The 26,418-nt window shown below is 67.9% G+C and carries 20 protein-coding genes; 4 read left to right on the plus strand and 16 right to left on the minus strand.

What is annotated here, in order from left to right; genetic code table 11:
• Position 1 precedes the first annotated feature (1 nt).
• Positions 2-907 (plus strand): ROK family protein, encoded by a 906-nt coding sequence (locus G474_RS0109505; RefSeq protein ID WP_026686763.1) that lies wholly within the window; start codon positions 2-4, stop codon positions 905-907.
• Here the strand turns inward: G474_RS0109505 and G474_RS0109510 are convergent.
• A complete protein-coding gene (locus G474_RS0109510; RefSeq protein ID WP_026686764.1) occupies positions 904-1,650 on the minus strand; it encodes a hypothetical protein in 747 nt (248 codons plus the stop codon). The two genes, G474_RS0109505 and G474_RS0109510, sit on opposite strands and share 4 nt — an antisense overlap.
• 10 nt (positions 1,651-1,660) lie before the next feature.
• Positions 1,661-2,053: a VOC family protein gene (locus G474_RS0109515; RefSeq protein ID WP_026686765.1), complete on the minus strand. Its 393-nt coding sequence runs from the start codon at positions 2,051-2,053 to the stop codon at positions 1,661-1,663.
• A gap of 352 nt (positions 2,054-2,405) precedes the next feature.
• Here G474_RS0109515 and G474_RS0109520 point away from each other — a divergent pair, with 352 nt between their 5' ends.
• Complete coding sequence (locus tag G474_RS0109520) at positions 2,406-4,037, plus strand: methyl-accepting chemotaxis protein (RefSeq protein ID WP_084513693.1); 1,632 nt, start codon at positions 2,406-2,408, stop codon at positions 4,035-4,037.
• Between the two features lie 14 nt (positions 4,038-4,051).
• Here G474_RS0109520 and G474_RS0109525 read toward each other — a convergent pair whose 3' ends face one another.
• The 11 genes from G474_RS0109525 to rsmB form a co-directional block, all read right to left on the minus strand.
• The gene (locus G474_RS0109525) at positions 4,052-6,040 is read right to left on the minus strand and encodes a primosomal protein N' (RefSeq protein ID WP_026686767.1); all 1,989 of its coding nucleotides are present in this window, start codon (positions 6,038-6,040) and stop codon (positions 4,052-4,054) included.
• Positions 6,041-6,351: 311 nt separating this feature from the next.
• The gene (gene hemE, locus G474_RS0109530; RefSeq protein ID WP_026686768.1) at positions 6,352-7,407 is read right to left on the minus strand and encodes a uroporphyrinogen decarboxylase; all 1,056 of its coding nucleotides are present in this window, start codon (positions 7,405-7,407) and stop codon (positions 6,352-6,354) included.
• Positions 7,408-7,539: 132 nt separating this feature from the next.
• Complete coding sequence (locus tag G474_RS0109535) at positions 7,540-8,685, minus strand: response regulator (RefSeq protein ID WP_026686769.1); 1,146 nt, start codon at positions 8,683-8,685, stop codon at positions 7,540-7,542.
• Positions 8,682-11,984 (minus strand): hybrid sensor histidine kinase/response regulator, encoded by a 3,303-nt coding sequence (locus G474_RS22070; RefSeq protein ID WP_156919219.1) that lies wholly within the window; start codon positions 11,982-11,984, stop codon positions 8,682-8,684. Before G474_RS22070 ends, G474_RS0109535 begins: the two co-directional genes overlap by 4 nt.
• Before the next feature lie 199 nt (positions 11,985-12,183).
• Positions 12,184-12,591 (minus strand): bacteriohemerythrin, encoded by a 408-nt coding sequence (locus tag G474_RS0109545; protein WP_026686770.1) that lies wholly within the window; start codon positions 12,589-12,591, stop codon positions 12,184-12,186.
• Between the two features lie 255 nt (positions 12,592-12,846).
• Positions 12,847-14,301, minus strand: coding sequence for a TrkH family potassium uptake protein (locus tag G474_RS0109550; protein ID WP_026686771.1), 1,455 nt, complete (start codon positions 14,299-14,301; stop codon positions 12,847-12,849).
• 6 nt (positions 14,302-14,307) lie between these two features.
• The gene (gene trkA / locus G474_RS0109555; RefSeq protein ID WP_026686772.1) at positions 14,308-15,741 is read right to left on the minus strand and encodes a Trk system potassium transporter TrkA; all 1,434 of its coding nucleotides are present in this window, start codon (positions 15,739-15,741) and stop codon (positions 14,308-14,310) included.
• The gene (locus tag G474_RS0109560; RefSeq protein ID WP_026686773.1) at positions 15,738-17,018 is read right to left on the minus strand and encodes a sigma-54-dependent transcriptional regulator; all 1,281 of its coding nucleotides are present in this window, start codon (positions 17,016-17,018) and stop codon (positions 15,738-15,740) included. The genes trkA and G474_RS0109560 overlap by 4 nt, the downstream gene beginning before the upstream one ends.
• Positions 16,996-19,149, minus strand: a complete 2,154-nt coding sequence (locus G474_RS0109565; RefSeq protein ID WP_026686774.1) for an ATP-binding protein — start codon at positions 19,147-19,149, stop codon at positions 16,996-16,998. The genes G474_RS0109560 and G474_RS0109565 overlap by 23 nt, the downstream gene beginning before the upstream one ends.
• Positions 19,146-19,811, minus strand: coding sequence for a DUF4390 domain-containing protein (locus G474_RS20335; protein ID WP_084513694.1), 666 nt, complete (start codon positions 19,809-19,811; stop codon positions 19,146-19,148). The genes G474_RS0109565 and G474_RS20335 overlap by 4 nt, the downstream gene beginning before the upstream one ends.
• On the minus strand, positions 19,786-21,048 hold the full coding sequence (gene rsmB, locus G474_RS0109575) for a 16S rRNA (cytosine(967)-C(5))-methyltransferase RsmB (protein WP_051282194.1): 1,263 nt from the start codon (positions 21,046-21,048) through the stop codon (positions 19,786-19,788). The genes G474_RS20335 and rsmB overlap by 26 nt, the downstream gene beginning before the upstream one ends.
• Before the next feature lie 95 nt (positions 21,049-21,143).
• On the opposite strand from rsmB, the gene G474_RS0109580 reads away from it, so the two are divergent.
• Both G474_RS0109580 and G474_RS20340 read left to right on the plus strand, forming a co-directional pair.
• Positions 21,144-22,028: a S1/P1 nuclease gene (locus G474_RS0109580; protein WP_026686776.1), complete on the plus strand. Its 885-nt coding sequence runs from the start codon at positions 21,144-21,146 to the stop codon at positions 22,026-22,028.
• Positions 22,029-22,060: 32 nt separating this feature from the next.
• On the plus strand, positions 22,061-23,362 hold the full coding sequence (locus G474_RS20340) for a serine/threonine-protein kinase (protein ID WP_051282195.1): 1,302 nt from the start codon (positions 22,061-22,063) through the stop codon (positions 23,360-23,362).
• Positions 23,363-23,442: 80 nt separating this feature from the next.
• On the opposite strand, the gene G474_RS0109590 is transcribed toward G474_RS20340, so the two are convergent.
• The 3 genes from G474_RS0109590 to G474_RS0109600 form a co-directional block, all read right to left on the minus strand.
• On the minus strand, positions 23,443-23,640 hold the full coding sequence (locus G474_RS0109590) for a hypothetical protein (protein ID WP_026686777.1): 198 nt from the start codon (positions 23,638-23,640) through the stop codon (positions 23,443-23,445).
• Between the two features lie 12 nt (positions 23,641-23,652).
• Positions 23,653-24,603, minus strand: coding sequence for a hypothetical protein (locus tag G474_RS0109595; protein ID WP_026686778.1), 951 nt, complete (start codon positions 24,601-24,603; stop codon positions 23,653-23,655).
• A 153-nt stretch (positions 24,604-24,756) separates the two neighbouring features.
• Positions 24,757-25,965 carry an RtcB family protein gene (locus G474_RS0109600; protein ID WP_026686779.1) on the minus strand — a complete coding sequence of 403 codons (1,209 nt, stop codon included), beginning with the start codon at positions 25,963-25,965 and terminating at the stop codon, positions 24,757-24,759.
• Positions 25,966-26,418 lie beyond the last annotated feature (453 nt).

The following is a 26,418-nucleotide window of genomic DNA, read 5'->3' on the forward strand; positions in this document are numbered from 1 at the left end:
CATGCGCCTGGGCATAGACCTGGGCGGCACCAAGATCGAGGTGCTGGCCCTGGGCGCCGACGGCAGGGAGCTGCTGCGCCGCCGGATCGCCACCCCCCAGGGGGATTACCCGGCCACCCTGGGCGCCATCACCACCCTGGTGCGGCAGGCGGAAGGGGAGCTGGGCTGCCGGGGTTCGGTGGGGGTGGGCATACCCGGCGCCCTGTCACTGGCCACCGGCCTCGTCAAGAATGCCAACTCCGTCTGCCTGATCGGCAAGCCCCTGCAGCAGGACCTGGAAAACTGCCTGGAGCGCCCCGTGCGGCTGGCCAACGACGCCAACTGCTTCACCCTGTCCGAAGCCGCAGATGGGGCGGCGGCGGGAGCGCGGCTGGTGTTCGGGGTGATCCTGGGCACCGGCGTCGGGGGCGGCCTGGTCTGGAACGGGCAAGTCTGGCCGGGTGCCAACGCCATTGCCGGCGAGTGGGGGCACAACCCCCTGCCGGGGGAAACGGAGGCGCCGCCCTGCTACTGCGGCCGCCGGGGCTGCGTCGAAACCTGGCTGAGCGGCCCCGGTCTGGCGGCGGACCATCAGCGGGCCGGCAATCCAGCCCTGAGCCCGGAGCAGATCGTGGCCGGTGCCGCCGCGGGCCACCCGGCCTGCGAAGCCACCCTGCAGCGCTACGAGGCGCGTCTGGCCCGGGCCCTGGCCGGGGTCATCAACATCGTGGACCCGGACGTGATCGTCCTGGGCGGCGGCCTCTCCCGGCTGGCCCGGCTCTACGAACGGGTGCCCCGTCTGTGGGGGGCGGCGGTCTTTTCCGACAGCGTCAGCACCCGTCTGGTGCCGCCCCGGCACGGGGATTCCTCCGGGGTCCGGGGCGCCGCCTGGCTGTGGGGGCCTGACGGGCCTGGGGGGGCCGGCTAGGGCGGGTTCCCGGTTTCGGCCAGGATTTCGTCCAGCGTCTGGCGCAGCTGCCCCGAAGCCTGTGTCCGGCGGGCCTCGGCGATCTCGGCCACGCGCCGATGCTGGCGGATGTTGGCGCTCAGGGACCACCTGGCGGCGCCCTTCAACAGCAGGATGCGGACGCTATCCGGGGCCCCCCGCTCCGGGTCGGGCAGGCCCAGGACTCCGATGATGCGTTCGACCGGCAGCTCGGCACCGGTGGCCATGAAGGTGGCCCAGAGCATGTCCAGGTCGCCCGGGTGCTCGGGGTTGCGGGCCAGGGGATCATGGAGCCTGGCGCCCAGGACCTTCTGCCTGTCCGCTTCGTCCAGGCCCAGGATCTTCCCTATGCATTCCTCCTGGACCGGGCTCCCGGCGTTGCGGAAGGCCCAGCCCAGGTAGGCCTTGTGGGCGGAGGGCAGGGCAGACAGCTCCCGGCACCAGGGCAGACCCCGCTCCGGGTTGTCCTGGATCAGGCGGGAGATGAAGATCATCAGCGGGAAGCGGGCCGAGGGCTTGTCGAAGGCGCCTGCTGCCGCCGCGTCCTTCACCCAGGCGGGCAGCTTCCCGGGGTCCGGGTGCTCGTAGTAATGGGCCATCCATTCCCCCACCTGTTGCAGCTCTTCCCGGGCCAGGCCCGGGCCGTTCAGGCCCAGCAGGCCGACGGCCAGGATCAGGAGGGAAAGCAGGCGGCGCGGCCGGGATTTGCTATTGAACGCAGGCATGGTGGGGAACTCAGCGTTTGGTGGTGGTGCAGATTTCTACCAGGGTGCCATCCGGGCAGCGGATGAAGGAGACCCGCTGGCCCCAGGGCGTGTCCCGGGGGGCGGTCAGCCCGATGGCGCCGCAGGCCAGGGCCCGGCGGTAGGCCCCTTCCACATCGTCGGTGAACAGACCGATTTCCACACCCAGGGGTTGCGACCCTTCCCGAGCGGCGCGATAGCCTTCTGGAAGCAGGTCCGCCATCAGGGAGTGGGCGGCAAAGGCCAGGGCGGTGGCGCCGGTATCCAGCTCGCCGTAACAGCCGGTGGGGTCGATGAACCTGGCCTGCAGGCCGAAGGCCTGTTCGAAGAACGCCAGGGATTCCCGGACATCCTCCACGTAGATGATGGTGTAACCGAATTGCATGGTGTCAGCCGCGGGTGATGGAGACTGGCATCCTGCCGCGTATCGTGGGGCATATCAAGCTGGCATCGGGCCTGTATCGGGCCGGTCCGCCGGGGCGGTTCCGCCAGCGTTTCTGCGCTGCTCCTTCCTGGCGCAGGCGCTCGGGGTTGGGGATTGAGGCGCCTGCCAGTGGGGTCAGTGGGGGCCGGGTCTGTCTGCCGTCCAGCTGCAAATCAGGATTCCCTGATACCAATTCCGGCGCTTCGGTCCTAAACTTGCCAATAGAATATTTCTGGCTGCCGCCGCAGCAGGATATTTTCTCGTCCGTGCCCTTCGCCTTCCAAGGAAAAGTCCGTTTTTCAGGAGATTGACGATGCCCTCTTTTGCTCAGATGCGGGTCCGTACCAGGCTGGTGGTGTCAGGACTCATCGTTCTTCTAGGGCTGGTCTTGAGTGCCGGCTACACCCTGTGGCAGATCCGCACGGATGCACTGGCGGCCCATGATGTGCGGATCAGGAACCTCGTCGAGGTCTCCAGAGGCATCGTCGCCCACTATCAGAAACTGGAAGCCGGGCAGAAGCTCTCCCGGGAAGAAGCCCAGCTCCAGGCCCGGGAGGCGCTGCGCAGCCCCCGCTTCGGGGCGGATGACTACTTCTTCATCTACGACTACGAGGGGCGGGCCCTGATGGTGGCGGGGGCGCCCAAGATCGAAGGCCAGGTGATGCTCGGCAATACCGACAAGAAGGGCTTCAAGCTCTGGGACCGGTTTGTCGAGATCGGCAAGGGGCCGGGCCAGGGCTACACGGATTACTGGTTTCCCCGGGCCGGGCAGACCGAGCCCAAGCCGAAGCGGGCCTATCTCCTGAGCGTTCCCGAGTGGCAATGGATCATCGGCACCGGGGTTTACGTCGATGACGTTGATGAGATGGTGAAGCAGGCCGCACTACGCTACGGCTTGCTGTCGTTCCTGATACTGGCGGTGGTGGCGGCGGTTCTGGTCATGGTGTCGCGCAGCATCGTCATGCAGCTGGGGGGCGAGCCGGCCACGGCCATAGCGCTCATGTCCCGGGCCGCTGCCGGGGACCTGACCGTGGATGTGCAATCCACGGCCAAGGGCAGCATCATGGATTCCGCCGCAGCCATGCTCGGCTCGATCCGGCAGATGGTGGGGGAAATCGGCCAGGGCTCGCTGCGGCTTGCCTCGGGGGCGGAACAGATCGGCAATGCCTCCCGGGAGGTGGCCATCGCCTCCCAGCGGCAGTCTGAAGCCACCTCGTCGATGGCGGCCGCGATTGAAGAGATGACCGTCAGCATCAATCACATTTCCGATCGTGCCCGGGATACCCAGGCCAGTTCCTCCAGCTCGGTCGCCTTGTCGGAGGAGGGCTTTGCCCGGATTCAGGCGGCCAGTCAGGGAATCAACGCCATCGCCCGGACCGTCAGCGATGCCTCGGACCGGATCGGAAAACTGGAGGATGGGGCCAACCGGATCTCTTCCATCGCCAGCGTGATCAAGGACATCGCCGGCCAGACCAATCTGCTGGCCCTCAATGCGGCCATCGAGGCGGCGCGGGCCGGTGAGCAGGGCCGGGGTTTTGCGGTGGTGGCGGATGAAGTGCGCAAGCTGGCCGAGCGGACCTCGGCGGCGACGATAGAGATCGAGCAGATGATTACCGGCATCCAGAACGACACGGTGGAGGTGGTGGGGGTCATGGGCGCGGTCCTGCCCCAGATCGAGGCTGGGGTGCGTGCCGCCGGGGAGGCTGCCGAGTCCCTGCAGCAGATCAAGGATGGCGCCCAATCGACGCTGCTCAGTGTGCGGGAAGTGGCCGAGGCCACGACCGAGCAGAGCCAGTCCAGCAACGCCATCGCCCAGGAGGTCGAGGCGATTGCCACGATGGTGGATGAAACCACCGCGGCCATGCAGTCCACCGCCGATACGGCCACGGAGCTGGAAAAGATTTCGGCGGAGCTGAGCGCCATGGTGCGCCGTTTCCGCTGCTGAGGGAGGTTTCCCCCTCAGAACTCCAGCGGGTCCACTTCCAGGTGCCAGCGCAGGCGGCTGGGGCCCTTGATGCTTTCCAGGCCCGGGCGCCAGGCACTGAGGAAGGCCTGCAGCTGGGGCCGGGCCGGGGATTCCACCAGCAGTTGGGCCCGTTCCAGGCTCCACAGGCGGGACAGGCGCATGGGCACCGGGTCGTAGAGCAGCACATCCGGGTAGTGTTCCGGGGGCAGGAGTCCGCTGGCGGCCTGGAGGAAGGCGATGGCGTCTGCCATGTGGGGGGCTTCGGCACGCAGCATGGCCTGGAAGGTGTAGGGGGGAAAGCCGGCCTGGCGCCGCTGTTCGAGCAGGGTGGCGGCGTAGCGGGGGTAGTCGTGGGCCTGCAGGGCGCCGTAGAGGGGCTGGTCCGGGTATTCGGTCTGGATGATCACTTCCCCGGGCAGGTCGGCCCGGCCGGCCCGGCCGGCCACCTGCATCAGCTGGGCGAACAGCCGTTCCGGCGCGCGCCAGTCGGCGGCGAACAGGGCGGCGTCGGCGCCCACGGCACCCACCAGGGTGAGCCGGGGAAAATCGTGGCCCTTGGCCAGCATCTGGGTGCCCACCAGGATGTCGGCCGCGCCCCCGTGGATCTGTTCCAGCAGGGCTTCCCACTGCTTCCTGCTCTTGGCCGAGTCCCGGTCCACCCGCAGGATGCGGGCCTGGGGAAAGGTTTCCGCCAGCCAGGCTTCCAGGCGCTGGGTGCCCCGGCCGAAGGGGTGGATGTCCTGGTTGCCGCAGGTGGGGCAGGCCCGGGGAATGCGGACTTCGAAGCCGCAGTGGTGGCAGCGCAGGCGCTGGTCCTTGAGGTGCACCACCATGTTGGCGGCGCAGCGGCTGCAACGGGAGACCCAGCCGCAGGCGGTGCAGGAGAGCACCGGGGCATAGCCCCGCCGGTTGAGGAAGATCAGGCTCTGTTCGCCGGCTTCCAGGCGTTTCCTGATGGCTTCCAGCAGTTGCGGGCTGAGCCCCCCGTCCAGGTTCATGCGCCGGGTATCCACCAGCCGGATGGTGGGCAGGCGGGCGGCCGTCACGGCCCGCTCCTGCAGGCGCAGCAGGGTGTAGCGGCCGCTCTGGGCGTGGGCCCAGGATTCCAGGCTGGGGGTGGCGGAGCCCAGGACGATGGGCAGGCGGCTGCTGCTGGCCCGGTAGATGGCCAGGTCCCGGGCCGAATAGCGCATGCCGTCCTGCTGCTTGTAGGAGGGGTCGTGTTCCTCGTCGATGACGATCAGGCCCAGCTCCGGCAGGGGAGTGAACACCGCCAGGCGGGTGCCCACCACGATCCGTGCTTCTCCCAGGAAGGCGGCCTTCCATTCCCGCTCCCGGGCCGCCTCGGCCAGCTCGCTGTGCAGCATGGCCACGGCCACTCCGGGAAAACGGTTGCGGATGCGGGCTTCCAGCTGCGGGGTGAGGTTGATTTCCGGCACCAGCAGCAGGGCCTGGCGCCCCTGTTCCAGGGCGGCGGCGATGAGGCGCAGATAGACCTCGGTCTTGCCGCTGCCGGTGACCCCGTGCAGCAGGAAGGGGGCGTAACCCTGGCTGGCGCATACGGCGGCGACGGCCTGGGCCTGTTCCGGGTTGAGCGCGGGCAGCGCCGGTGCGGCGGCGGGCTTGCCGGTTTTCGGTTTCAGCTGGCGCCGCCTGGCGGCCCGGGGTTTCTTCAGGCCGGGCGGCAGGGCCTGCAGCATCACTTCCCCCTGGGGGGCCTGGTAGTAATTGCTGGCGAACTCGCACAGGCGGAAGAACTCCGGGGGCAGGGGCGGGGTGTCGCGCAGTACCTCCAGGGCGGGTTTCAACTGCTCCGGAGGCAGTTCGCTGCTGTCCGGCAGGGCCACCAGGATGCCGATCTTCTCGCCCCGGCCGAAGGGGACCCGAAGGCGCAGGCCCGGCTCCAGGGGCTCCCCGTCCTCGACCAGGTAGTCGAACAGGCGGTGCAGGGGCAGGTCCAGGGCGACGCGGGCAATAGCCATGCTTAGCGAATTTCTTTCCAGTGGCTTCTTGGAAAACCCCTGTAACTATCGGGGGTATCAGGACTTTTTGAGTTGTCCCCAAAAGCTGTGGATAACTTTGTGGATAGAGGCTGGAGGAAAACGCTAAATGCCCCGCCCGTAAGGACTTTTCTTGCCCTGCCTAAAAACAGGGCTTAGGCAAAATCCTTTTAAAACAACAACATGAGTGATGTTACAGACTGTCAAGAGGGTGGCGGGCGTTTTTTCGCTCCACCCTGCAAGTTGTGCATAAGTCAAGTCTGATACCCGACTTATGCACTCTTTTCGGGCGTTCAGCGGCGGTAGCCGTGCACCGTTTCCACCAGGGCCACCACGTGCTCGGGGGGCGTGAACTGGGAAATGCCGTGGCCCAGGTTGAACACATGGCCGGTGTTGCCGGGCCCGTAGGCGTCCAGCACCTTGGTGGCTTCCGCTGCAATTTTCTCCGGCGTGGCGAACAGCACGTTGGGGTCCAGGTTGCCTTGCAGAGCCACCTGGTCACCCACCCGGCGGCGGGCGTCGCCGATGTCCACGGTCCAGTCCAGGCCCACCCCGTCACAGCCGATGGCGGCGATCTTTTCCAGCCACAGGCCGCCGCCCTTGGTGAACACGATGGAGGGAATCTTCTGCCCTTCCCAGGTCTGGTGCAGGCCGGCCACGATCTTTTGCATGTAGGCCAGGGAGAATTCCTGGTAGGCGGCGTTGGAGAGGGAGCCGCCCCAGGTGTCGAAAATCATCACGGCCTGGGCGCCGCACTCGATCTGGGCGTTCAGGTAGGCGGTGACGGCATCGGCGGTGACCGAGAGGATGCGGTGCAGCAGGTCGGGCCGGCTGTAGAGCATGGCCTTGATGTGGCGGAAATCCTTGGAGCCGCCGCCTTCCACCATGTAGCAGGCCAGGGTGTAGGGGCTGCCGGAGAAGCCGATCAGGGGCACGGAATTGTCCAGGGCCTTCCTGATCGTGCGCACCGCGTCCATCACGTAGCCCAGGTGTTCATGGGGGTCCGGCGCCGTCAGGTTGTTGATGGCCCATTCCTCCCGCAGGGGGCGTTCGAAGCGGGGGCCTTCGCCGGCTTCGAAATAGAGGCCCAGGCCCATGGCGTCGGGCACCGTGAGGATGTCGGAGAACAGGATGGCCGCGTCCAGATCGTAACGGGCCAGGGGCTGCAGGGTGACTTCGCAGGCCAGGTCGGGGGCCTTGCACAGGGAAAGGAAGTCCCCGGCCCGCTTGCGGGTTTCGCAGTACTCGGGCAGGTAGCGGCCCGCCTGGCGCATCAGCCACAGGGGGGTACGGTCGGTGGGTTCCTTGAGCAGGGCCCTGAGGAAGTTGTCGTTCTTGGGTCGGGTCACGAGGGCGCTCCGGAAAGGACAAAGCCGGGATTATCCCCGACCGGAGGGGCGGGCGTCGAGGGCGGGACGGAGGAAGTCCGGCGCATCGGGAGATGGCCAGGAGGGCAGGGGGAAATACGGGCGGCCGGGTTCTCAGGTATGGGGGGTCAATGCCTCGCCTTCCCTGGCCCCGTCGGCATAGTGCTGGGCGATGCCGGCAAATTCGTCGGCCACCCCACTCAGGGCGTCGATCACGTCCGGATCGAAATGGGTGGCCCGCTCGGCCAGCATGGACTGGAGGGATTCGTCATGATCGAAGGCCTGCTTGTAGACCCGCCGGGTGGTCAGGGCGTCATAGACATCGGCCACTGCCATCAGCCGGGCGCTGATGGGGATGTCATCCCCCGTCACACCCCGGGGATAGCCCCGCCCGTCCCAGCGCTCGTGGTGTCCGTAGGCGATGTCGGCCGCGCATCCGAGAAACGAGCCGTCGTCGTCGATGAGCTCCCGGGCCGCGGCGACGATGGCGCGGTGACCGTATTCGCAGTGGCGTTTCATGACCACCCATTCCTCGGGGGTGAGCTTGCCGGGCTTGAGCAGGATGGAGTCGGGAATGGCGACCTTGCCCACGTCGTGCAGGGGGGCCGACTTGAACATGATCTGGATGAAGGCCGGGGTCAGCGCGTGGCGGAAACGGGGATGGTCCCGGAGTTCTTCGGCCAGTATCCGCACGTAGTTCTGGGTGCGGCGGATGTGGTTGCCGGTCTCGTTGTCCCGGGCTTCGGCCAGGGCGCAGAAGGCGGCGATGGTGGCGCTCTGGGAGGCAATCAGCTTCTGGTCCCGACGGCTGAGCTCCCGGGTGCGCTCCTCGACCAGGGCCTCCAGCTCCTCGTTGTGACGGCGCAACTCCCGTTTTGCATTGGCAAGCTGCAGATGGGTGCGCACCCGGGCCAGGACTACGGGCGGCGATACGGGCTTGTGCACAAAATCCTCGGCCCCCAGGGACAGGCCCCGCTCTTCGTCTATCGCGCTTTCCAGGCTGGTGAGGAAGATCACCGGCACGTCCCGGGTGGCCGGGCTGGCCTTGAGCTGCCGGCAGACCTCGAAGCCGTCTATGCCGGGCATGACCACATCCAGCAGGATCAGGCTGATGGGATAGCTGCGCATCAGGCTCAGGGCCTCGGCGCCGCTGGTGGCGAAACAGAGGTCGTACTCCGATTCCAGAACGGCGGCCAGCATTTCGATGTTGGTCAGTGAATCATCCACCACCAGCACTTTTTCTTTGCGCTCAGTGCTCATGGGTTCCACCTCTGTTCTTCCCTCAGCTCCTGGAGAGCTGCCAGCGCCTGGTCAAAGCGCAGTTGTTGGGTGGCATCGGCCACGATCGCAAAAGTCCGGGCTCCGGGGCTGCCCTGGAGCAGCAACTGAATATCCTGGACCAGCCTTCTTGCCGCAAAACTTCTGGCCTGCAGTTGCGCTTCCAGCGTATCCAGCAAGGGCAGCAGCCGGGTCAGATCCAGTGCTGCGGGCCCTGCTGCGCTTTGCTCGACTGGAGTTGCCGGCGGCTCGGGCTCCAGTCTGCCTAGTAAATTCAGCATAGTCGAAAGTTCCTGGTCCAGAGCGCCAAGGGTTTCGGGCAGAAGCCCGGGGTCCTGGCTGCGCGCGGCCTGGCAGAGGGCTTCGGCGGCCAGGGCCAGGGCCGTGCAACCCAGGTTGTTCGCCTCGCCCTTGAGGTTGTGGGCCTCCATGTACAGGGCCTCCCGCTCGCCGGATTGCCAGAGGTTCTGCAGCAGCGCGGAACTGCCCTGGTGCCGTTGGGCAAAAGCCGCCAGCAGCTTACGGTACAGGGGCAGGTTGCCCATCACCCGGACCAGGGCGCCGCCCACGTCCACACCGGGCAGGGCCAATGCCAGCTGTGCGAGCGCCTGATCATCAAGGGGCTGCAGGGCGGGGTTGGGAAGATCGGCCGCATGGCCAGGCTCTTCCCGGGCTTGAATCCACTGGCGCAGGGTGTCGGCCAGGGCCAGGGGGTCGATGGGCTTGGCAATGTGGGCATTCATGCCTGCCGCCGCGCAGGAAGCCTTGTCCATTTCCATGGCGGCGGCGGTCATGGCGATGATGGGAATAGCGCCGCCATCAGGCAGGGCCCGGATCTGGCGCGTGGCTTCCAGGCCGTCCATCACCGGCATGTGCATGTCCATCAGTACTGCATCGAAGTGATGCTGGCGCACCTGGTCCACGGCCTCCTGCCCGTTCTGGGCCACGCTGACCGTGAGGCCGCCTTTGGTGAGGAATTCCCGGGCCACCTGCTGGTTGAGCTCGTTGTCCTCCACCAGCAGGACATGGGCGCCCCGCAGCTGCTGCAAGGCGTTCCAGCAGGCATCCAGGGGGTGCAGCAGCGGTGCGGTGAGCCGGGGCCCCTGGCCCTGGGCCTGAACCAGGGTGTCGAGCAGGGCGGAGGGGGTCACGGGTTTGGTCAGGATGGCGCTCAGCTGCAGTCCCCGGGCGGCTTTCAGCACCTCCTCCCGGGCACTGGCGCTGACCATGATCACCGTCAGCGGCAAGGCCATGGCCATGGCGGCCTGCTGCATGGCCTGGGCCGTCTCTACCCCGCTCATGCCCGGCATGCGCCAGTCCACCAGCACTAGGTTGAAGGGGGCGCCGGCGGCCAGCGCCCCGTTGAAACGGGCGATGCCCTGGGCCCCGGAGCTGGCCGTGCTGACTTCCAGGTGCCAGTTCTCCAGCAGATGGCGCAGGATGTTGAGGGAGGTTTCCTGATCGTCGATCACCAGGGCCCGCATCACCTCCGGCTTCGGCAGGCTGGGCCTGGCCCGGGTGTGCTCTGCCGCCGGCAGCCCCAGGCAGGCGGTGAACGCAAAGGTGCTGCCTGTCCCGGCCTGGCTGTGTACGCTTATTTCGCCCCCCATCAGGTCCACCAGATGTTTGCTGATGGTCAGGCCCAGGCCGGTGCCGCCGAACTTGCGGGTGATGCTGGCATCCCCTTGCACGAAGGGCTGGAACAGGCGCTCCTGCTGTTCCGGGGTCATGCCCACCCCGGTGTCCCGTACCGAGACCCGCAGGCACACGCTCTGCCCGCTCTGCTCCAGCAGCTCTGCCCGCACGTGCACCTCTCCCTGCTGGGTGAACTTGAGCGCATTGCCCACCAGGTTGTTGATCACCTGGCCCAGGCGCAGCGGGTCCCCGGTCAATACCGCCGGCACCTGGGGGTCCAGGTCCACAAAGAGCTCCAGGCCCTTCTCGTCGGCGCGGGCGGAAAACAGGTCGGCGGTGGCGCGCAGCACGTCCTCCAGGACGAACTCGGTCTGTTCGAGATACATCCGGCCGGCTTCCACTTTCGAGTAGTCCAGGATGTCGTTCAACAGGGCCAGCAGCGCCCGGGATGAGCCCAGCACCTTATCCAGGTAGTCCCGCTGCTGTTCACTGAGGGGGGTGTCCAGGGCTAGGCGGGTCAGTCCGATGACCGCATTCATGGGGGTGCGGATCTCGTGGCTCATGTTGGCCAGGAAGGCGCTCTTGGCCTGATTCGCGGCATCGGCCACCTGGCGGGCCTGCTCCAGCTCCCGGGTGCGCTCCTGGACCAGGTGCTCCAGATGGTCGTGGTAGCGGGCCAGGTCCTCCTCCGCCTGCAGCTGCCGGCGCAGCCGCTGGCGGGAAACGGCGGCTATGCCCAGGAGGATGCCGCCGATTCCGAGCCCGGACAGTCCGTACCAGCGGATGTGTCGATGCCAGTCGCTCAGGTAGTCCTGTTCCGCGATGGCGGCCAGTACGAACAGGGGCAGCTGCCCCACCCGGCGAAAGCTGTAGATGCGTTTGGTCTGGTCCGCCGGGCTCACTTCGTTGTAACTGCCCTGCTGCTCTCCCGCAGCCATCCGCTTTAGTACCGGATGCTGGGGCAGGGCCACCCCCATGTTGGTTTCCAGACGGGGATAGCGGGCCAGCAGGCGCATTTTTTCGTCGCGCAGCAGCACGGCGCCGTGGGGTCCCAGATTCAAGGTGGCGTAGAAGCGGTCGAACACTTCCAGCCGGACCACGGCCAGGACCTGCCCAGCCCAGCGCCCATCGCGGTGGAATACCGGGCGGCTCAGGGTGATGACCCAGCCTCCCGCCGGTCCGGCCTGCCGGGGTTCGGAAATACTCAGCCCGGGCAGCTGTTCCGGGGCCTCCTGCGGCACCTGTAATCCTGGGGGCAGCTCCGGGCTTACGCTGCTGTGCAGGACATGGCCGCCCCTATCCACGATGTACAGGGCTGAAGCCTCCGGCACCCTGGGCAGGCGCGCCGCCAGCAGTGCATCCAGCGCCGTTGCCGCTGGCTTTTTTCCCTGTTCCGTTCCCTGCACATGCCCTTGTACGTCCTGCAGCAGCAGGTCCACTTTGGCAACGGTAGCCAGGGCATGGGCCTCCATGACGCGGGCCATGTTATCGGTCTCCACCCGGGCGTGGGTTTCCAGGCTGTGCTTTTCCTGCAGCAGGCTGTAGCTCACCACCAGGGCAAAGCCCAGCATGCCCACCAGACTCGCCAGTTCAGCGAGCCGGAAGGGGGTTCCCCGTGGCGCAGGCTTGGGAAGCTCCGGGCTCATGGCATGCTCGTCCTCGTCCGGCAGGAGCGGCGGGATACCGGCCCTGAACCCGATCAACCTTAACGTAAAGTAACTGGGAAAACAACGATATGCCCGGCTTTGGCCGGTGGAGTGGAAGGGGGGCGGACGCCCGGCTTTATCCGAGCTGTCTGGTCTCCTGGCCGGCCGCCCCGGGGACGGCCGGCCGGCTTGCCGGGTCTTACTGGATGCCGCCGGCCTTGAGGGCGGGGGCGTACATGAAGTCGATCTGGGGAATGTGCTTGATCAGCCAGTCGCGCAGGAAGGCGGTGGTCTGTTCGGTGATCTCGGCGCTGCCGGCATGGAACTTCTTCTGCAGGTCCACGCAGGTCTGCACCAGGGTGTCATGTTCCTGCTTGTGCTGGGCCAGGGAGGGGTAGCCCACGGCACTCATGTTCTTTTCTTCGGAAGCGAAATGCTCGGCCACGAAGGCAATCAGGCTGTCCAGGTTCTTGCCGATGGTGCCGCGTTCGCCCTGGCCGACACTTTCGTGCAGCTTGTTGAGCAGGTTGAAGAGGTGCTGGTGTTCCTCGTCATGCTTGCTGACGGACGTACCGAATTTCTCTTGGGTCCAGGTGATCAGGGACATGAATTTTCCTTTTTTGAACGTATGTTGCACAGATGACCCGCCACATCTCCGTCATGGGCGGGGAGGATTGCCGGTGCCGACCCGGCACCCGATGGGCAGGGGCCGGCAACGCAGCCTGCGCAGCCTAGTTGATTCCGTTTGAATATGCAAATGGCAAGTTTGCGGGTGGCAGGTGCGTGCGTCGGGAAGGCCCGGCCTGCCGCCGCAGGGAGCGGCCGCTTCAGCAGCTGGCCGGGGAGCGGCCGGGAGGGGAGGCTATTTCTTCCAGAACGCCGGGGTGAGGACCACCAGCAGGGTGAAGATTTCCAGGCGGCCCAGGAGCATGGCGAAGGTGCAGGCCCAGGTCTGGAAATTGTTGAGGCCGGCGTAGTTGCCGGCGGGGCCGACGCTGCCCAGGCCGGGGCCGGTGTTGTTGAGGGAGGCCACGGCGGCGGAGAAGGCGGTGATGATTTCCAGGCCGGAAAAGCTGAGCACCAGGGTCAGGGTGACCAGGGTGACCATGTAGATGAAGCCGAAGGCCAGCACCGCGAACAGCATGTTCTGGGGCACTGAATGGCCGCCCAGTTTGACCGGGTACACGGCATTGGGATGCATGGCCCGCAGCAGTTCCCGGTACACCTGCTTGTAGAGCAGCACGGCGCGCATCATCTTGATGCCGCCGCCGGTGGAGCCGGAGCAGGAGATGAAGCTGCACAGGAACAGCATCCACAGGGGGGCGAAGAAGGGCCAGAGGCTGTAATCGGTGGTGGCGAACCCCGCCGTGGTGGCGACGGAGATGGTGTTGAAGGCGGCGTGGCGCAGGGCTTCGCTGGAGCTGGGGTAGGCGTGGTGGCCCCAGAGGAAGAAGGTGAGCAGCAGCACGCTGCCCAGCAGCACCACCAGGAACCAGAGGATTTCCGGGTCGCGCAGGTAGGTGCGCAGGTCCCGGCCGGTGATGGCCACGTAATGGGTGGCGAAGTTCATGCCGGCCACCAGCATGAAGAAGATGGCGATGCCCTCGATTAGGGGCGAGTTCCAGTAGGCGAAGCTGGCGTCGTGGGTGGAGAAGCCTCCCAGGGCCACGGTGGAAAAGGCGTGGCAGATGGCGTCGAAGCCGCTCATGCCGGCCCAGCGGTAGGCCAGGGCGCAGGTGCTGGTGATGCCCACGTAGACCAGCCACAGGCCCTTGGCGGTCTGGGCGATGCGGGGGGTGAGCTTGGTGTCCTTCATGGGGCTGGGAATCTCGGCCTTGAACATCTGCCGGCCGCCGATGCCCAGCATGGGGAGAATGGCCACCGCCAGCACGATCAGGCCCATGCCCCCCAGCCAGATGATCAGGTGGCGCCACAGGTTGATGGACTGGGGCAGGCTGTCCAGGTTGGCGAGGACCGTGGCCCCGGTGGCCGTGAGGCCGGATACCGCCTCGAAATAGGCCTGGGTGAAGCCGATGTCGAGCTGGGTGTAGAGGGGGATGCTGGCGTACACGGGCAGCACCGACCAGGCCAGCACCACCAGCAGGAAGCCGTCCCGCACGTGCAGTTCCCGCTTGTAGCTGTGGGTCAGGCCCCAGAGCAGGGCGCCGCTGCCCAGGGTGGCGAAGAAGGCCAGGTCATAGGCGGCCTCCGCCCCGTCGCCGATCAGGTGGGAGTAGGTCAGGGGCACCAGGAGGGTCAGGGAGAACAGGGAGAGCAGCATCCCCAGGGCCCGGAAGACGGGAAGGAAACGGTCCATGGGAACTCAGAAGAAGTGGAAGCCGACCTGGAACAGCTGTTCCACCTTGCGCACCAGTTTTTTCTGGACGCAGAACACCACCACGTGGTCGCCGGACTGGATTACCGAATCCCCGTGGGCGATTTCCACCCGTCCCGAGCGCCGGTCCACGGTGCCGTCGTCGCGCACGTGCACCGACTCGACGAAATCGAAATCCCGCACCAGGGCGGCCACGGTGACCCCCTTGGGCCAGGGAATGTCGGCAATGCGTTTGCCCACCACCTTGGAGCTGCCGGCATCGCCGTGGGCCACCAGTTCCAGGGCCTCGGCGGCCCCTCGGCGCAGGGAGTGCACGGCGGCCACGTCGCCCCGGCGCACATGGGCCAGCAGGGTGCCGATGGAGACGTGGGCGGGGGAGATGCCGATGTCGATGGGGCCGCCCTGCACCATGTCGGCGTAGGCGCGCCGGTTGATCAGGGCCACCACCCGCTTGCAGCCCATGCGCTTGGCCAGGGAGGCGGCCATGATGTTGTCTTCGTCGTCGTTGGTCAGGGCCAGGAACAGGTCCATCTCGGCGATGTTCTCCTGTTCCAGCAATTCCTCGTCGGTGGCGTCGCCGGACAGCACCAGGGCGTCCTTGAGCTTGCTGGCGATGTAGTCGGCCCGGGTCCGGGTGTGCTCGATGATCTTCACCTCGTAGCGCGCTTCCAGGGTGGCGGCCACCCGCAGGCCGATGTTGCCGCCCCCGGCGATCATGATCCGCTGCACCGGGTTCATCATGCGCCGCAGCTCCCTGAGCACCGGGCGGATGTGCTCGGCGGCGGCCAGCACGAACACCTCGTCGCCGGGCTGGATATGGGTATCTCCGGTGGGAATGATGGGCTGGTCGCGGCGGTAGATGGCGGCCACCCGGGCCTCCATGCCCAGGGGCAGGTGCTCCTTCATCTCCTTGATGGGCTTGCTCACCAGGAGCCCGCCCTCGTAGGCCCGTACCGCCACCAGGGACACCCGGCCGCCGGCGAAGTCCAGCACCTGCAGGGCCTCCGGGAACTGGATCAGGCGCACCACGTAATCGGTGATGATCTGCTCGGGGCAGATGGCGAAGTCCACGGCGAAGTTGTCCGGCGACAGCAGCCGTTCATCTTCGAGGAAGTCCCGGGAGCGCAGCCTTGCCACCCGGGTGGGCACGTTGAACATGCTCTGGGCGATCTTGCAGGCCACCAGATTGGTCTGGTCGCTCTGGGTCACGGCGATCACCAGGTCCGCATCCTCGGCCCCGGCGCTTTTCAGCACCGAGGGATAGGCGGCATTGCCGGTGACCACGCGCAGGTCGAGGCGGTCCTGCAGGGCGGCCAGGCGCTCGGCGTCGCTATCCACCATGGTGATGTCGTTCTCTTCCGACACCAGGCTCTCCGCCACCGAGGCGCCCACCTGGCCGGCCCCCAGGATGATGATCTTCATGGCTGGACTTCCTCGCTGCGGCGGCCCACGGCCACCCCCAGTTGCTTCAGCTTGCGGTACAGGTGGGTGCGCTCCAGGCCGGAGCGTTCCGCCACCCGGGTCATGTTGCCCCCCTCGGCCCGGAGCAGGTGCTCGAAGTAGTGCCGTTCGAAGGCGTCCCGGGCCTCCCGCAGGGGTTGCTCGAACAGCTCCCGCAGCCCTTCCGGGGCCAGGGGAACCGCATCCGGCCCCTCCACCTCGGGCAGCAGGCGCAGGATGTCGGCCTCGCCGATCTCCTCTTCCAGGGCGGTCAGGGCCAGGTTGCGGATCAGGGCCTGGAGCTCGTTCCAGCCCGCCTCGCCACAGCTGGCCCAGCGCACCCGCAGCAGGTTGAGGGCAGCACAGGAGAAGCGGCGCAGGGGCACTTCCTGACGCTCCACCATCAGGCGCAGGAACAGGCTCAGCACCTCGGGCAGATCGTCCCCGTGCTGGGCCAGATTGGGCAGGGCCAGCCAGACCTCGCCCAGGCGGGCCAGCATCTGGGCATCCCAGCCCCGGGCGCCGAGGCCGGACAGGGGCTGGGAACTGGCAGCCACCAGCAGGATGTTGTGGCGCGCCACCCGTTCCAGGGCAAAGGCCAGGTTCATCTGCTGCAGCTTGCCCAGGGCGGCCAGGTCGCTCACGTAGATCAGGCCGCCGGCCGTCTTCTGCAGCAGTTCCTGGGTCATGGGGGTGGTGCATTCGAGCAGGTCCAGCCAGGGCGACTGGGGCCGTTGCAGGGTGCGGGCGCAGAGTTCGGCGATGCTGCCGGTGCCGCCCTTGAGCAGCAGGGTGCTGGTCTTGGCGGCCGCCTGTTCCAGGCGCTTCTTCAGGTCCCGGAACAGGGGGGCGTGGCCCAGGGCCTCCAGGGTGGCCGGCGGGCGCTGACCGATGTGATCATGCTTCAGGGCCTTCTTCACCGTGGCAAGCAGCTTTTGCAGGGCGATGGGTTTTTCCAGGAAATCCACGGCGCCGATGCGGGTGGCCTCCACTGCCGTGTCTATGGTGCCGTGCCCGGACATCATCACCACCGGCATGGTGAGCTGGCCGCCCGAAGCCCATTCCTTGAGCAGCGAGATGCCGTCCGTGTCCGGCATCCAGATGTCGAGCAGCACCAGCTCCGGGTTGTGCTCGCCCCGCAGCTTGCGGGCCGCGGCGGCGTTTTCCGCCAGGCGCACCGAGTGGCCTTCGTCGGCAAGGATCTCCGAGAGCAGTTCGCGGATGCCGATTTCGTCGTCAACGACCAGTATCTCTGCCATTTTTTCCTTCCTTGACCAGGGGCAGTCGTATGCTGATGCGGGCGCCGCCCTCCGGCTGGTTGCTGATGTCTATGGTGCCCTGGTGTTCGTCGATGATCTTCTTGACGATGGGCAGGCCCAGCCCCGTGCCCCGGGGCTTGGTGGTGATGTAGGGTTCGAACACCCGGGGCAGGATTTCTGCCGGGAAGCCGCAGCCATTGTCGCTGATCTGCAGTTTCGCCCAGCTGCCGCCCGGTTCGGTGCGAATCTGCAGGCGCGGGGAGGGCACGGCCTCCAGGGCGTCCTCGCCGTTCCGGAGCAGATTGTGGATCACCTGGCGCAGCTGGTTGACGTCCCCCAGGACCGGCGGCAGCTCCGGGTCCAGCTCGCTGCTGATGCGGACGCTGGAGTTCTCGTACAGGCCCAGCACCTCGCGGATCAGGGCATTCAGGTCCAGGGGCGCCAGTTCCGGGGCCGGATGCCGGGAATAGTCGCGGAAATCATCCACCATGCGCTTCATGGCCTGGACCTGGTTGATGATGGTCTGGGTGGAGCGTTCCAGCATCTCCCGTTCCTTGCCGCCCAGGTGGTCCCCCAGCTTGAGCTGCAGGCGCTCCGCCGAAAGCTGGATGGGGGTGAGGGGATTCTTGATCTCGTGGGCCAGGCGCCGGGCCACTTCGCCCCAGGCAGCGCTACGCTGGGCGGCGATGAGCTGGGTGACGTCGTCGAACACCACCACGTGGCCGCCGTTGCCGGCCTCCGGCAGGCGGGTGCCGCGCAGCAGCAGCACCTGGGCCTGGCCGCCCTCCCGTTCCAGCTCCAGCTGGCCCTGCCATTCCTCCAGGTCCTCCCGGCCGAAATGCTGGCGGATGAACTGGCCCAGCTCCGGGTGCCGGGGCCATTCCTCGGCGGGGCTGCCCACCAGGTCGGCCAGGTCCTCCCCGAGCACGGTGATGGCCCCCTCGTTCACCGTGCGCAGGGCGAAATGCCGGTCGAACACCAGCACCCCGGCGGACAGGTTGGCGAGGATGGATTCCAGGTAGGCCCGGGCCGATTCCACTTCGCTGCGGTGCCGGTCCGCTTCCCGGCGGGCGTCGTCCAGCTGCCGGGTCATGCGGTTGAAGGACTGGGTCAGCACCCCCAGCTCGTCGCGGCTGTAGATGGCCTGGCGCGGCGAGTAGTCGCCCTGGGCCACGGCCTGGGTGCCTTCGGCCAGGATGGAAAGGGGGGCGGACAGGCGCCGGGCCATGAAAAAGGCCAGGGCAAAGGCGGCGAACAGGGCCACCAGCACCGTCAGGGTCAGGGTCAGGGCGTAGATCTGGGTCAGGCCCTGGCGCGCCAGCTGCAGCTCCTGGTAATCCCGGTACACGTCCTGGACCGCTTCGGCGTTCTGGGCCAGGCCGCTGGGCACCGGCTGCACCAGTTGCAGCACCCGGGGCTGCTCGAAAAAGGTCAGGGGGGTGACCGGCACCAGCACCCGCAGGGTCATGCCGTTCTCACCTTCGCCTTCGATGGTGGTCACGGTGCGGCTGGAGCGGGCCTGCTTCAGCTCCGACGGGGAGGGCAGGGGCGGCAGGGGCGTGGACAGCTCCCCCTGGGCGCTGGCGATCAGCTGGCCGTTGGGGCCGAACAGGGCGGCGGAATCCACCCCGGCCTGCTCGCGCAGGCGCACCAGCTGCACCCGTATCGCCCCATCGGGCCGGTCGGCCAGCTCCAGGGCCATGCCCCGGGCCTTCTGGGCCAGTTCCCCGAGCAAGGAATCCAGGGCCGAGCGGCCCAGGCTGAGGCCGGATTCCAGGGCCTTTTCCACCCGTACGTCGAACCAGCTCTCGATGGAGCGGGTGATGAACTGCACCGAGACCCCGTACACCAGGGTGCCGGGGACCACCGCCACCAGGCCGAACATCAGCATCAGCCGGAGCTTGAGCCGGGAGCCGAACACCTGGGCCCGGTGTTCCCGCCACAGGGCATGCACCTGCCAGCCCACCAGGCCGAGCAGGATCAGGGCCACCAGCACGTTAAGGCCCAGGATGAGGGGGTAGCGGTTGGCGAAGATCATGGTGTCCGCCGAGGTGGATGCCAGCAGCAGGAACCAGAGGATCGCGCCCAGGGCCGCCCCCAGGGCGCCGACGATGGCCAGCAGGCGCTTCATCGGGCTTCCTGGGCCGGCAGCGGAGAGGCCGGCGCGGCGGTGCCAGGCGCCGGATCAGCCTCGGGGATGGGCTGGGGCACAGTGAACTTCCACATCAGCCAGTCCGAGTTCAGGTTCCAGTCCCGGCTCGCCAGGGCCGAGACCTGGAAGGGCTTGGGCAGCTGGGAGATGTCCAGGCGCAGGCGCAGGGCCGCCTGGTAGCTGTCGCCCGGGCGCAGACTCTGGTCGATGACCTGCCAGCGCCGCACCCGGGAAAGCATCTGCAGAGCCTCTTCCAGGGTGGCGAAGGACTGGTGCAGGGTGCCCGTGGACAGCCGGTACTGGCGGGTCAGGGCGTGGTAGCTGAGGCGCCAGGTCTGGCTGCGGTTGGCGAGCTTCTCGTCCATCCAGTACCAGCGCGGCCGTTCCAGCTCGAATTCGAGCACGAAGTAGAGGGTCACCCCCTTGGCCACGGCCTCTTCCAGGCGGGGGCTGAAATCGATGCGGAAGTCGGCGGAGAGGGCGTAGCCCCCTTCATCGGCGGGCAGCAGCTGGGGATTGCGGATGTCGATGCTGCCCGCCCGGGCCGGGTTGAGCAGGCCGGCGAGCAGGGACAGGCAGAGGGCGAACAGGGCGGTACGCAGGCAGCGCCGGGACTCAGGCCAGTTTGTGCAGGAGGGCATAGTAGAAACCGTCGTGTTCCGCACCGGGCAGCCATTGTTCCTCGGTCTGCAGGCGGGCATCCGGGGTGCGGCTCAGGAATTTGGCCACCTGTTCCCCGTTTTCTTCCGGAAATACCGAGCAGGTAGCATAAAGCAATTTGCCCCCAGGCTGCAGGGCCGGCCAGAGGCGCTCCAGGATGCGCCGCTGGGTGTAGGCGAACTTGAGGATGTCCTGGGGCTGGCGCAGCCACTTGGCATCCGGATGGCGGCGCACCACGCCGCTGGCGGAACAGGGCACGTCCGCCAGGATGGCGTCGAAGCTCTGGGGCTGCTTGCCCCAGGCCTGGGGCCGGCTGGCGTCGCCGCAGCGCACTCGGGCGGCGAGGCCCAGGCGGCTCAGGTTGGCCTCGATCTGGCGGCAGCGGAGCGGGTCCACGTCCAGGGCCGTCAATTCCAGCTCGGCCCGTTCGAGCAGGTGGGCGGTCTTGCCCCCGGGGGCGGCGCAGGCATCCAGCACCCGGCTCTCCGGGGCCGGGGCCAGCAGTTCGGCGGCGCGCTGGGCCCCCAGGTCCTGGACCGAGACCGCGCCGCTGGCGAAATCGGGCAGCTGGCTCACCGGCACCGGCTTGTGCAGCAGGATGCCGGCCTCGCCCTGGAGCCGGCCGCTGATGCCGGCCGCTTCCAGCCGTTCCAGATAGGCGGCGGCGCTGCCCTGGCGCAGGTTCACCCGCAGGCCCATGGGCGGCGGGCCGTTGTCGGCCGCCACCAGGGCTTCCCAGTGCTCCGGGTGGCTGGCCTGCAGCTTCTCCAGCCACCAGTCCGGGTGCCAGAGCCGGGCGGCGGGTTGGTCGGCCAGTTCCTGCTGCAAGGCCTCCTGCTGGCGCAGGTAGTTGCGCAGCACCCCATTCACCAGACCCTTGTAGCGTCCTTCCTCCAGCTGCCCGGCGGCTTCCACCGCCTGGTGCACCACCGTGTGGGGCGCGTCGGTCCAGGTGGCGAGCCGGTGCAGGGCGCACAGCATCAGGGCGCGGATCACCGGGTAGGGGGGATTGCGCAGCAGCGGAGCGAGCAGGGCGTCCCCTTCCCCGTAGCGGCGCAGGGTGCCATAGACGATGTCCTGGACCGCCGGGCGCCGGGCGGCCGGCACCCGTTCCAGGGCCCCGTCGGCCAGGCTCTGTCCTTCCATCACCCGGGCCACGATGGGCGCCGCGTACCAGAGGGTGGTGGCGAGGGACTCGGGGGGCAGGGCAGGGGACATGGGGGCAGACCGGGAATGCGGGGCCGCAAGTCTAGCATGGGGGGTGGAATGCTTCGGACCCCCGGGCTGCCGGCAAAGGGAGGGATAATCCGGCCATGACCCGGCCCTTGCTCCTGCCCCTCTTGTTGTTACTGCTGCTGCCCCTGCCCACCTACGCCTGGAATGGCGCCGGGCACCGGCTGGTGGCGGCCCTGGCCTGGGCGCAGCTGGAGGCCCCGGCCCGGGAACAGGCGGTGGCCCTGCTGCGCCGGCATCCGGACCAGGCCCGCTGGCTGCGCCGCCAGCAGGAGCAGGACCCGGATTACGGCCTGTTCCTGGAAGCCTCCACCTGGCCCGACGACATTCGCCGGGATGCCCGTTTCCATGACCCGGACGAGCCGCCCACCCCGCTCCTGCCCGGTTTTCCCCACATGCAGCGCCAGACCCACTGGCATTTCCAGGACGAGCCCGGGGCCGGGGGGCGGGGCGAGATCGACACCCGGGTGGAGCGCCTGGCCCGGGAGCTGGCCGAGGGGGACGCGCAGAGCCGGGCCTACGCCCTGCCCTGGCTGCTGCATCTGGTGGCGGACCTGCACCAGCCCCTGCACACGGCCGGCCGGGGGGACCGGGGCGGCAACGGCTACACCGTGGAGAACCCCTACAACCCCCGCAAACCCTTCATGTCCCTGCACGCCTACTGGGACGAGCTGCCCGGGCCGCCCTGGCTGCGGGGCCGCCACCTGGAGGCGCCCCTGGCCCGGCTGGCGGCCCTGCCGGCGCCGGAGCAGGGCGATCCGGCCCGCTGGCTGGCGGAGGGCCGGGCCCTGGTGGCCGGCGACGGGGTCTATCCCGCCACCCCGGGCAGCCTCTTGCCCCTGGTGACGCCGGAATTCCACGCCCGGGCCCGGCAGATCAGCGACCAGCGTCTGGCCGCCGCCGGGGTGCGCCTGGGGCGCTGGCTGAACCGGCTGCTGGTTCCCCGGGCTGCGGCAAGCCGGTAAGATGCCAGCCGACTGATCAGCCGGGGGCCGCCATGGATACCTTGCAGCACCGCTATGAAATCCTCCGGGAACTGGGCCGGGGCGCCACCGGCACCGTGTATCTGGCGCAGGACAGCTTTGCCGACCGGCAGGTGGCCCTCAAGATCGCCCATGCCCACATCTTCAGCGACGACCCGGAACAGAATCAGGTCCGCAAGGCCTGGCTGAACGAGGTGCGTCAGGCGGGCAGTCTGCAGCATCCCTACATCGTCCAGGTCTATGACGCCGGGGCTGGCGAGCGCTCCGCCTACCTGGTGATGGAATACCTGCCCGGCGGCACCCTGGAACCTTACACCCGGCCCGGGCAGCTGAAGCCCGTGGGCGAGGTGCTGGAGCTGGCCTACAAGTGCGCCAGCGCCCTGGACTATGCCTGCCGGGCCGGCATCGTGCATCGGGACATCAAGCCCGCCAACCTCCAGTACCTGGGGCCCGGGGAGGTGAAGGTGGGGGATTTCGGTGCCGCCTACTGGGGCCAGGGCGATTCCACCCAGGTCATGGACATCGGCTCCCTGGCCTACATGGCGCCGGAGCTGTTCCGCCACTGGGTCACGCCCCAGGCCGACATCTACGCCCTGGGGGTGGTGCTGTTCCAGCTCCTGACCGGGCGCCTGCCCTATCAGGCTGATTCCCCGGCCGCCCTGATGTACCAGATCATCCACGGGGAACATCCCCGTCTGGGGGAGCTGCGCCCGGAACTGCCGGCGGCTGTAGGCGAGCTGGTGGAAGAAATGCTGGCCCGGGACCTGGAACAGCGTTTTGCCAGCTGGCCCCTGGTCCAGGCCGCCCTGAGCGCCCTGATGCCGGGGACGGTCGCGGCCGATGGGGAGATTCCCTCCCAGGGGGAACTCTTCGAGCAGCTGCGCCGCCTGCCCCTGCTGCAGGAGCTGGGCGATCCGGAGCTCTGGGAACTGCTGCGTTTTGCCCGCTGGCGCCGGGCTCCGGCCGGCACCGTGCTGATCACGGAAGGGGCGGCGGCCCGCTCCTGCTACCTGCTGCTGCAGGGGGAAACCCGGGTCACCCAGCGGGGCCGGCTCATCAACCTGCTCACCGGCGGCACGCTGTTCGGGGAGCTGGCCTTTGCCGAGGCCACGCCCGGGGCCCGGGCGGCCACCATCACCGCCATGACCCCGGTGGTCTATGGCAAATGGGCCTACAGCCGGCTCAACCGGGCCTCGCCGGAACTGCGTTCGGGGATGTTGAAAATCTTCTTCCGCCTGGCGGCGGAACGTCTGAAACAGGCGGACGAGCAGTATCAACTGCTGTACCGGCGCCTGCAGGAGCAGGGCGGCGCCTGAGGGGGGGCCCGGAAATCCGGGCAGCAGCGCGAGCCCCCGGAAACCCGGAACCCGGGCTGAGCCGGGTTCCGGGGCGGGTCTTACTCTTCGGCGGGCAGGTCGCCGCGCAGGATGCGGCCCAGTTCCACGTGGTCGGCCCGGCGCCGGGCGCCCCGGCTCTTCTCATGAACCTGGGTGCCGCGGCGCATCTTGGCCGTGGTGGCAAAGGGGTTGCGGGGTGGCGGCGGGGGCGGCAGCAGCAGCCGTTCTTCCCGTTGATGGCGTTGTTTGCGTGTCATGGTCGTGATTCCTCAAAGGCAAAATTGCTGCAGGCAGAGGCCGGGCTCCCGGCGCAGGTAGCGCGCCGCCCGGCGGTTGCGGGTCAGGAAGGCCGGGGCGCTGGCTCCGGGGATAAAGCAGAAGCGCTGGGGCAGGCTGCTGTAGAGGGAGGTGGGCGGGGCCCCGTAGCGGATGTTTTTCAGCAATACCCCGGAACGGGGGGTATGCATCCAGATCCGCGCCAGGCCCAGCTCCTCCCGCAGGAAGAACAGCACCGCCGCCAGCAGGGCCTCGTCCCAGAGGCCCTGGTGCGCCGGCAGCACCTGTTCGCAGTACTGCAGCACCGCCTGGCGGCCGCCCTGGAAGCGGTACTGGTGCCGCCGCCGGAACTGTTCCTCGCCCAGCTGCCGGGCGCTTTCCCCGACCCGGGCGGCGGCCCGCAGCCAGTCGCTCTGGAGTTCCTCGATCAGGGCTTCGCCGTGCTCCAGATCCAGGTCCAGGCGGGCCCAGGCCAGGGTGTAGCGCCGGTTTTCCCGTTCGTCCCGGAGGGCCGGATGGCCGTAGTAGTTGAAGGGGTCCCCGCCGGGGCGGGGGCGTACCAGACGCTGGAAGGCCTGGTTGTGTTCCTGGCTGAAGTTGAGCTGCAGCACCAGGTTGGCCCCGGGCCGGCTGGTCTGGGGGGCGTGGGTCCGCTCACCGCCCCACACCCCCAGGCTGAGGGTGTAGTGCTGGGGGCTGGGATGGCCGCAGGCCAGTTCCAGCTGGGCGGGCGCCAGCTGGCCGCCGCAGCGGGCCAGCACCTCCCGTACTGCCGGCTTTTCCAGCAGCCGGGCCACGGGCTGGCGGCGCAGTTCGGCCACCGGCGTGGGCCGGCGTACCGCGTAGCGCAGCAGTTGCAGGCTGTACTTATCCTTGAAGTAGCTGTACACCGTGCGCCCGGCCGGAAGCAGGGCCCGCAGGGTGTCGATTTCCTGTAATTCCATGATGGTTTCTTGTCCTGGAGTAAGGGAATGGAGCCGCCCGGCGCCAGGCGCCGGCGGCGTTACTCAGTGGGGGAAAACAGTCAGTGGCAATCATGGTGTGGCTCCTTTTCTGAAATACCGGCCTGGGGCCGGTGGTTGTCCGGGGGAAATCCTTCAGCCCTTGACGCAGAGGACCTGGCGCAGGGTGTGCACCACTTCCACCAGGTCGGCCTGGTTTTCCATCACCCGGTCGATGTCCTTGTAAGCGCCGGGAATCTCGTCCAGCACGCCGCCGTCCTTGCGGCACTCGATGCCCCGGGTCTGGGACACCAGGTCCCGGCGGGTGTAGCGCCGCTTGGCCTCGGAGCGGCTCATGCGCCGCCCGGCCCCGTGGGCAGAGGAACAGTAGGCGGCCGGATGGCCCAGGCCCCGGACGATGTAGCTCCGGTCCCCCATGCTGCCGGGGACGATGCCCAGTTCTCCGGCCCCGGCCCGGATCGCGCCCTTGCGGGTGATGTAGAGGGACTGGCCGGCATGGACTTCCCGGCTCACGTAGTTGTGGTGGCAGCTGATGGCTTCCCCCTGCACCTGGAAGGGCGGCAGGTAGGGCACCAGGGCCTGGAGCACCAGTTCCAGCATCAGGCGCCGGTTTTCCAGGGCGTAGTCCTGGGCCCAGGAAACGGCCTCCAGGTAGTCGTCGAACAGGCTGCTGCCCTCGCTCAGGTAGGCCAGGTCCTTGTCCGGCAGGGCGTGCAGGTGACGGCCCATGTCCTTGCGGGCGGCGGCGATGAAGTGGCGGCCGATGATGTTGCCGATGCCGCGGCTGCCCGAGTGGAGCATGATCCACAGCCCTTGCGCCTCATCCAGGCAGAGCTCGATGAAGTGGTTGCCGCTCCCCAGGGTGCCCAGCTGGCAGCGCCAGGTCTCGTTGAAGCGGCGCTGCATCTTCAGGAGCTCCGGGTGGCGGCCGACGATCACATCCAGCCGCGTCGCCAGGTTCAGGGGCGACTGACCGTGCACCCGTTCCCGCAGCAGGCTGCGCCGGTGCTGGCCGAAGCCCACGGGCACAGCCGCCTCGATGGCGGCGCGCAGGCCCGCCAGGTTGTCCGGCAGGTGTCGGGCCTCCAGGTCCAGGCGCAGGGCGTTCATGCCGCAGCCGATATCCACCCCCACGGCGGCCGGGATGATGGCGCTGCGGGTGGGAATCACGGTGCCGACCGTGGCGCCGGTGCCCAGGTGCACGTCGGGCATGACGGCGATGGGGTCCTCCAGGATGGGCAGCCGGGAGAGGTTTTCCAGTTGCTGCAGGGCAGCGTATTCGACTTCGCGGGTCCAGATCCGTACCGGAACCCGTCCCTTGTTCAGGGTCATTTGTATGGCCATGATGGTCTTTCTCTTGCGGGCCTCCCGGGCCCGGCACGGCCGGGGCGGGAAGCAGAAAACAAAAAGCCCCGGCCGGGGAGACCAGGGCTTGATGGCAAGGGAATGACCGTGGGGTCAGTCGCTGGCGGAGGAATCCTGGCTCGGGGCAGCTGCAGCCGCCGAGCCGGACATGCCGGGCTGGCGCTTCAGCGCGTGATGTACTCCTTGTGGTTCGCAGCAGGCATGGGGTTCTCCTATGGAATTCGGGTTGCGGGGGCGCCAGGGGCGCCGGGTTGAAAGGACTTTAAGGGGCCGCGGCGGGGGCTGTCAAAAGCCGGAACGCGCCATGACGCCCGGGTGGAAGCTTGTGTTGCAAATATGCAACAAGCGTTGTTGAAAAACAACAGACCTGGTCTTGTCGCAATTGCGACAGGAGCCTTGTTCCCAAGCTGCATTCCTCACCGCAGGGGCCCG

This window comes from Azovibrio restrictus DSM 23866 (genome assembly GCF_000429665.1).
GTDB classification, from domain to species: Bacteria; Pseudomonadota; Gammaproteobacteria; order Burkholderiales; family Rhodocyclaceae; genus Azovibrio; species Azovibrio restrictus.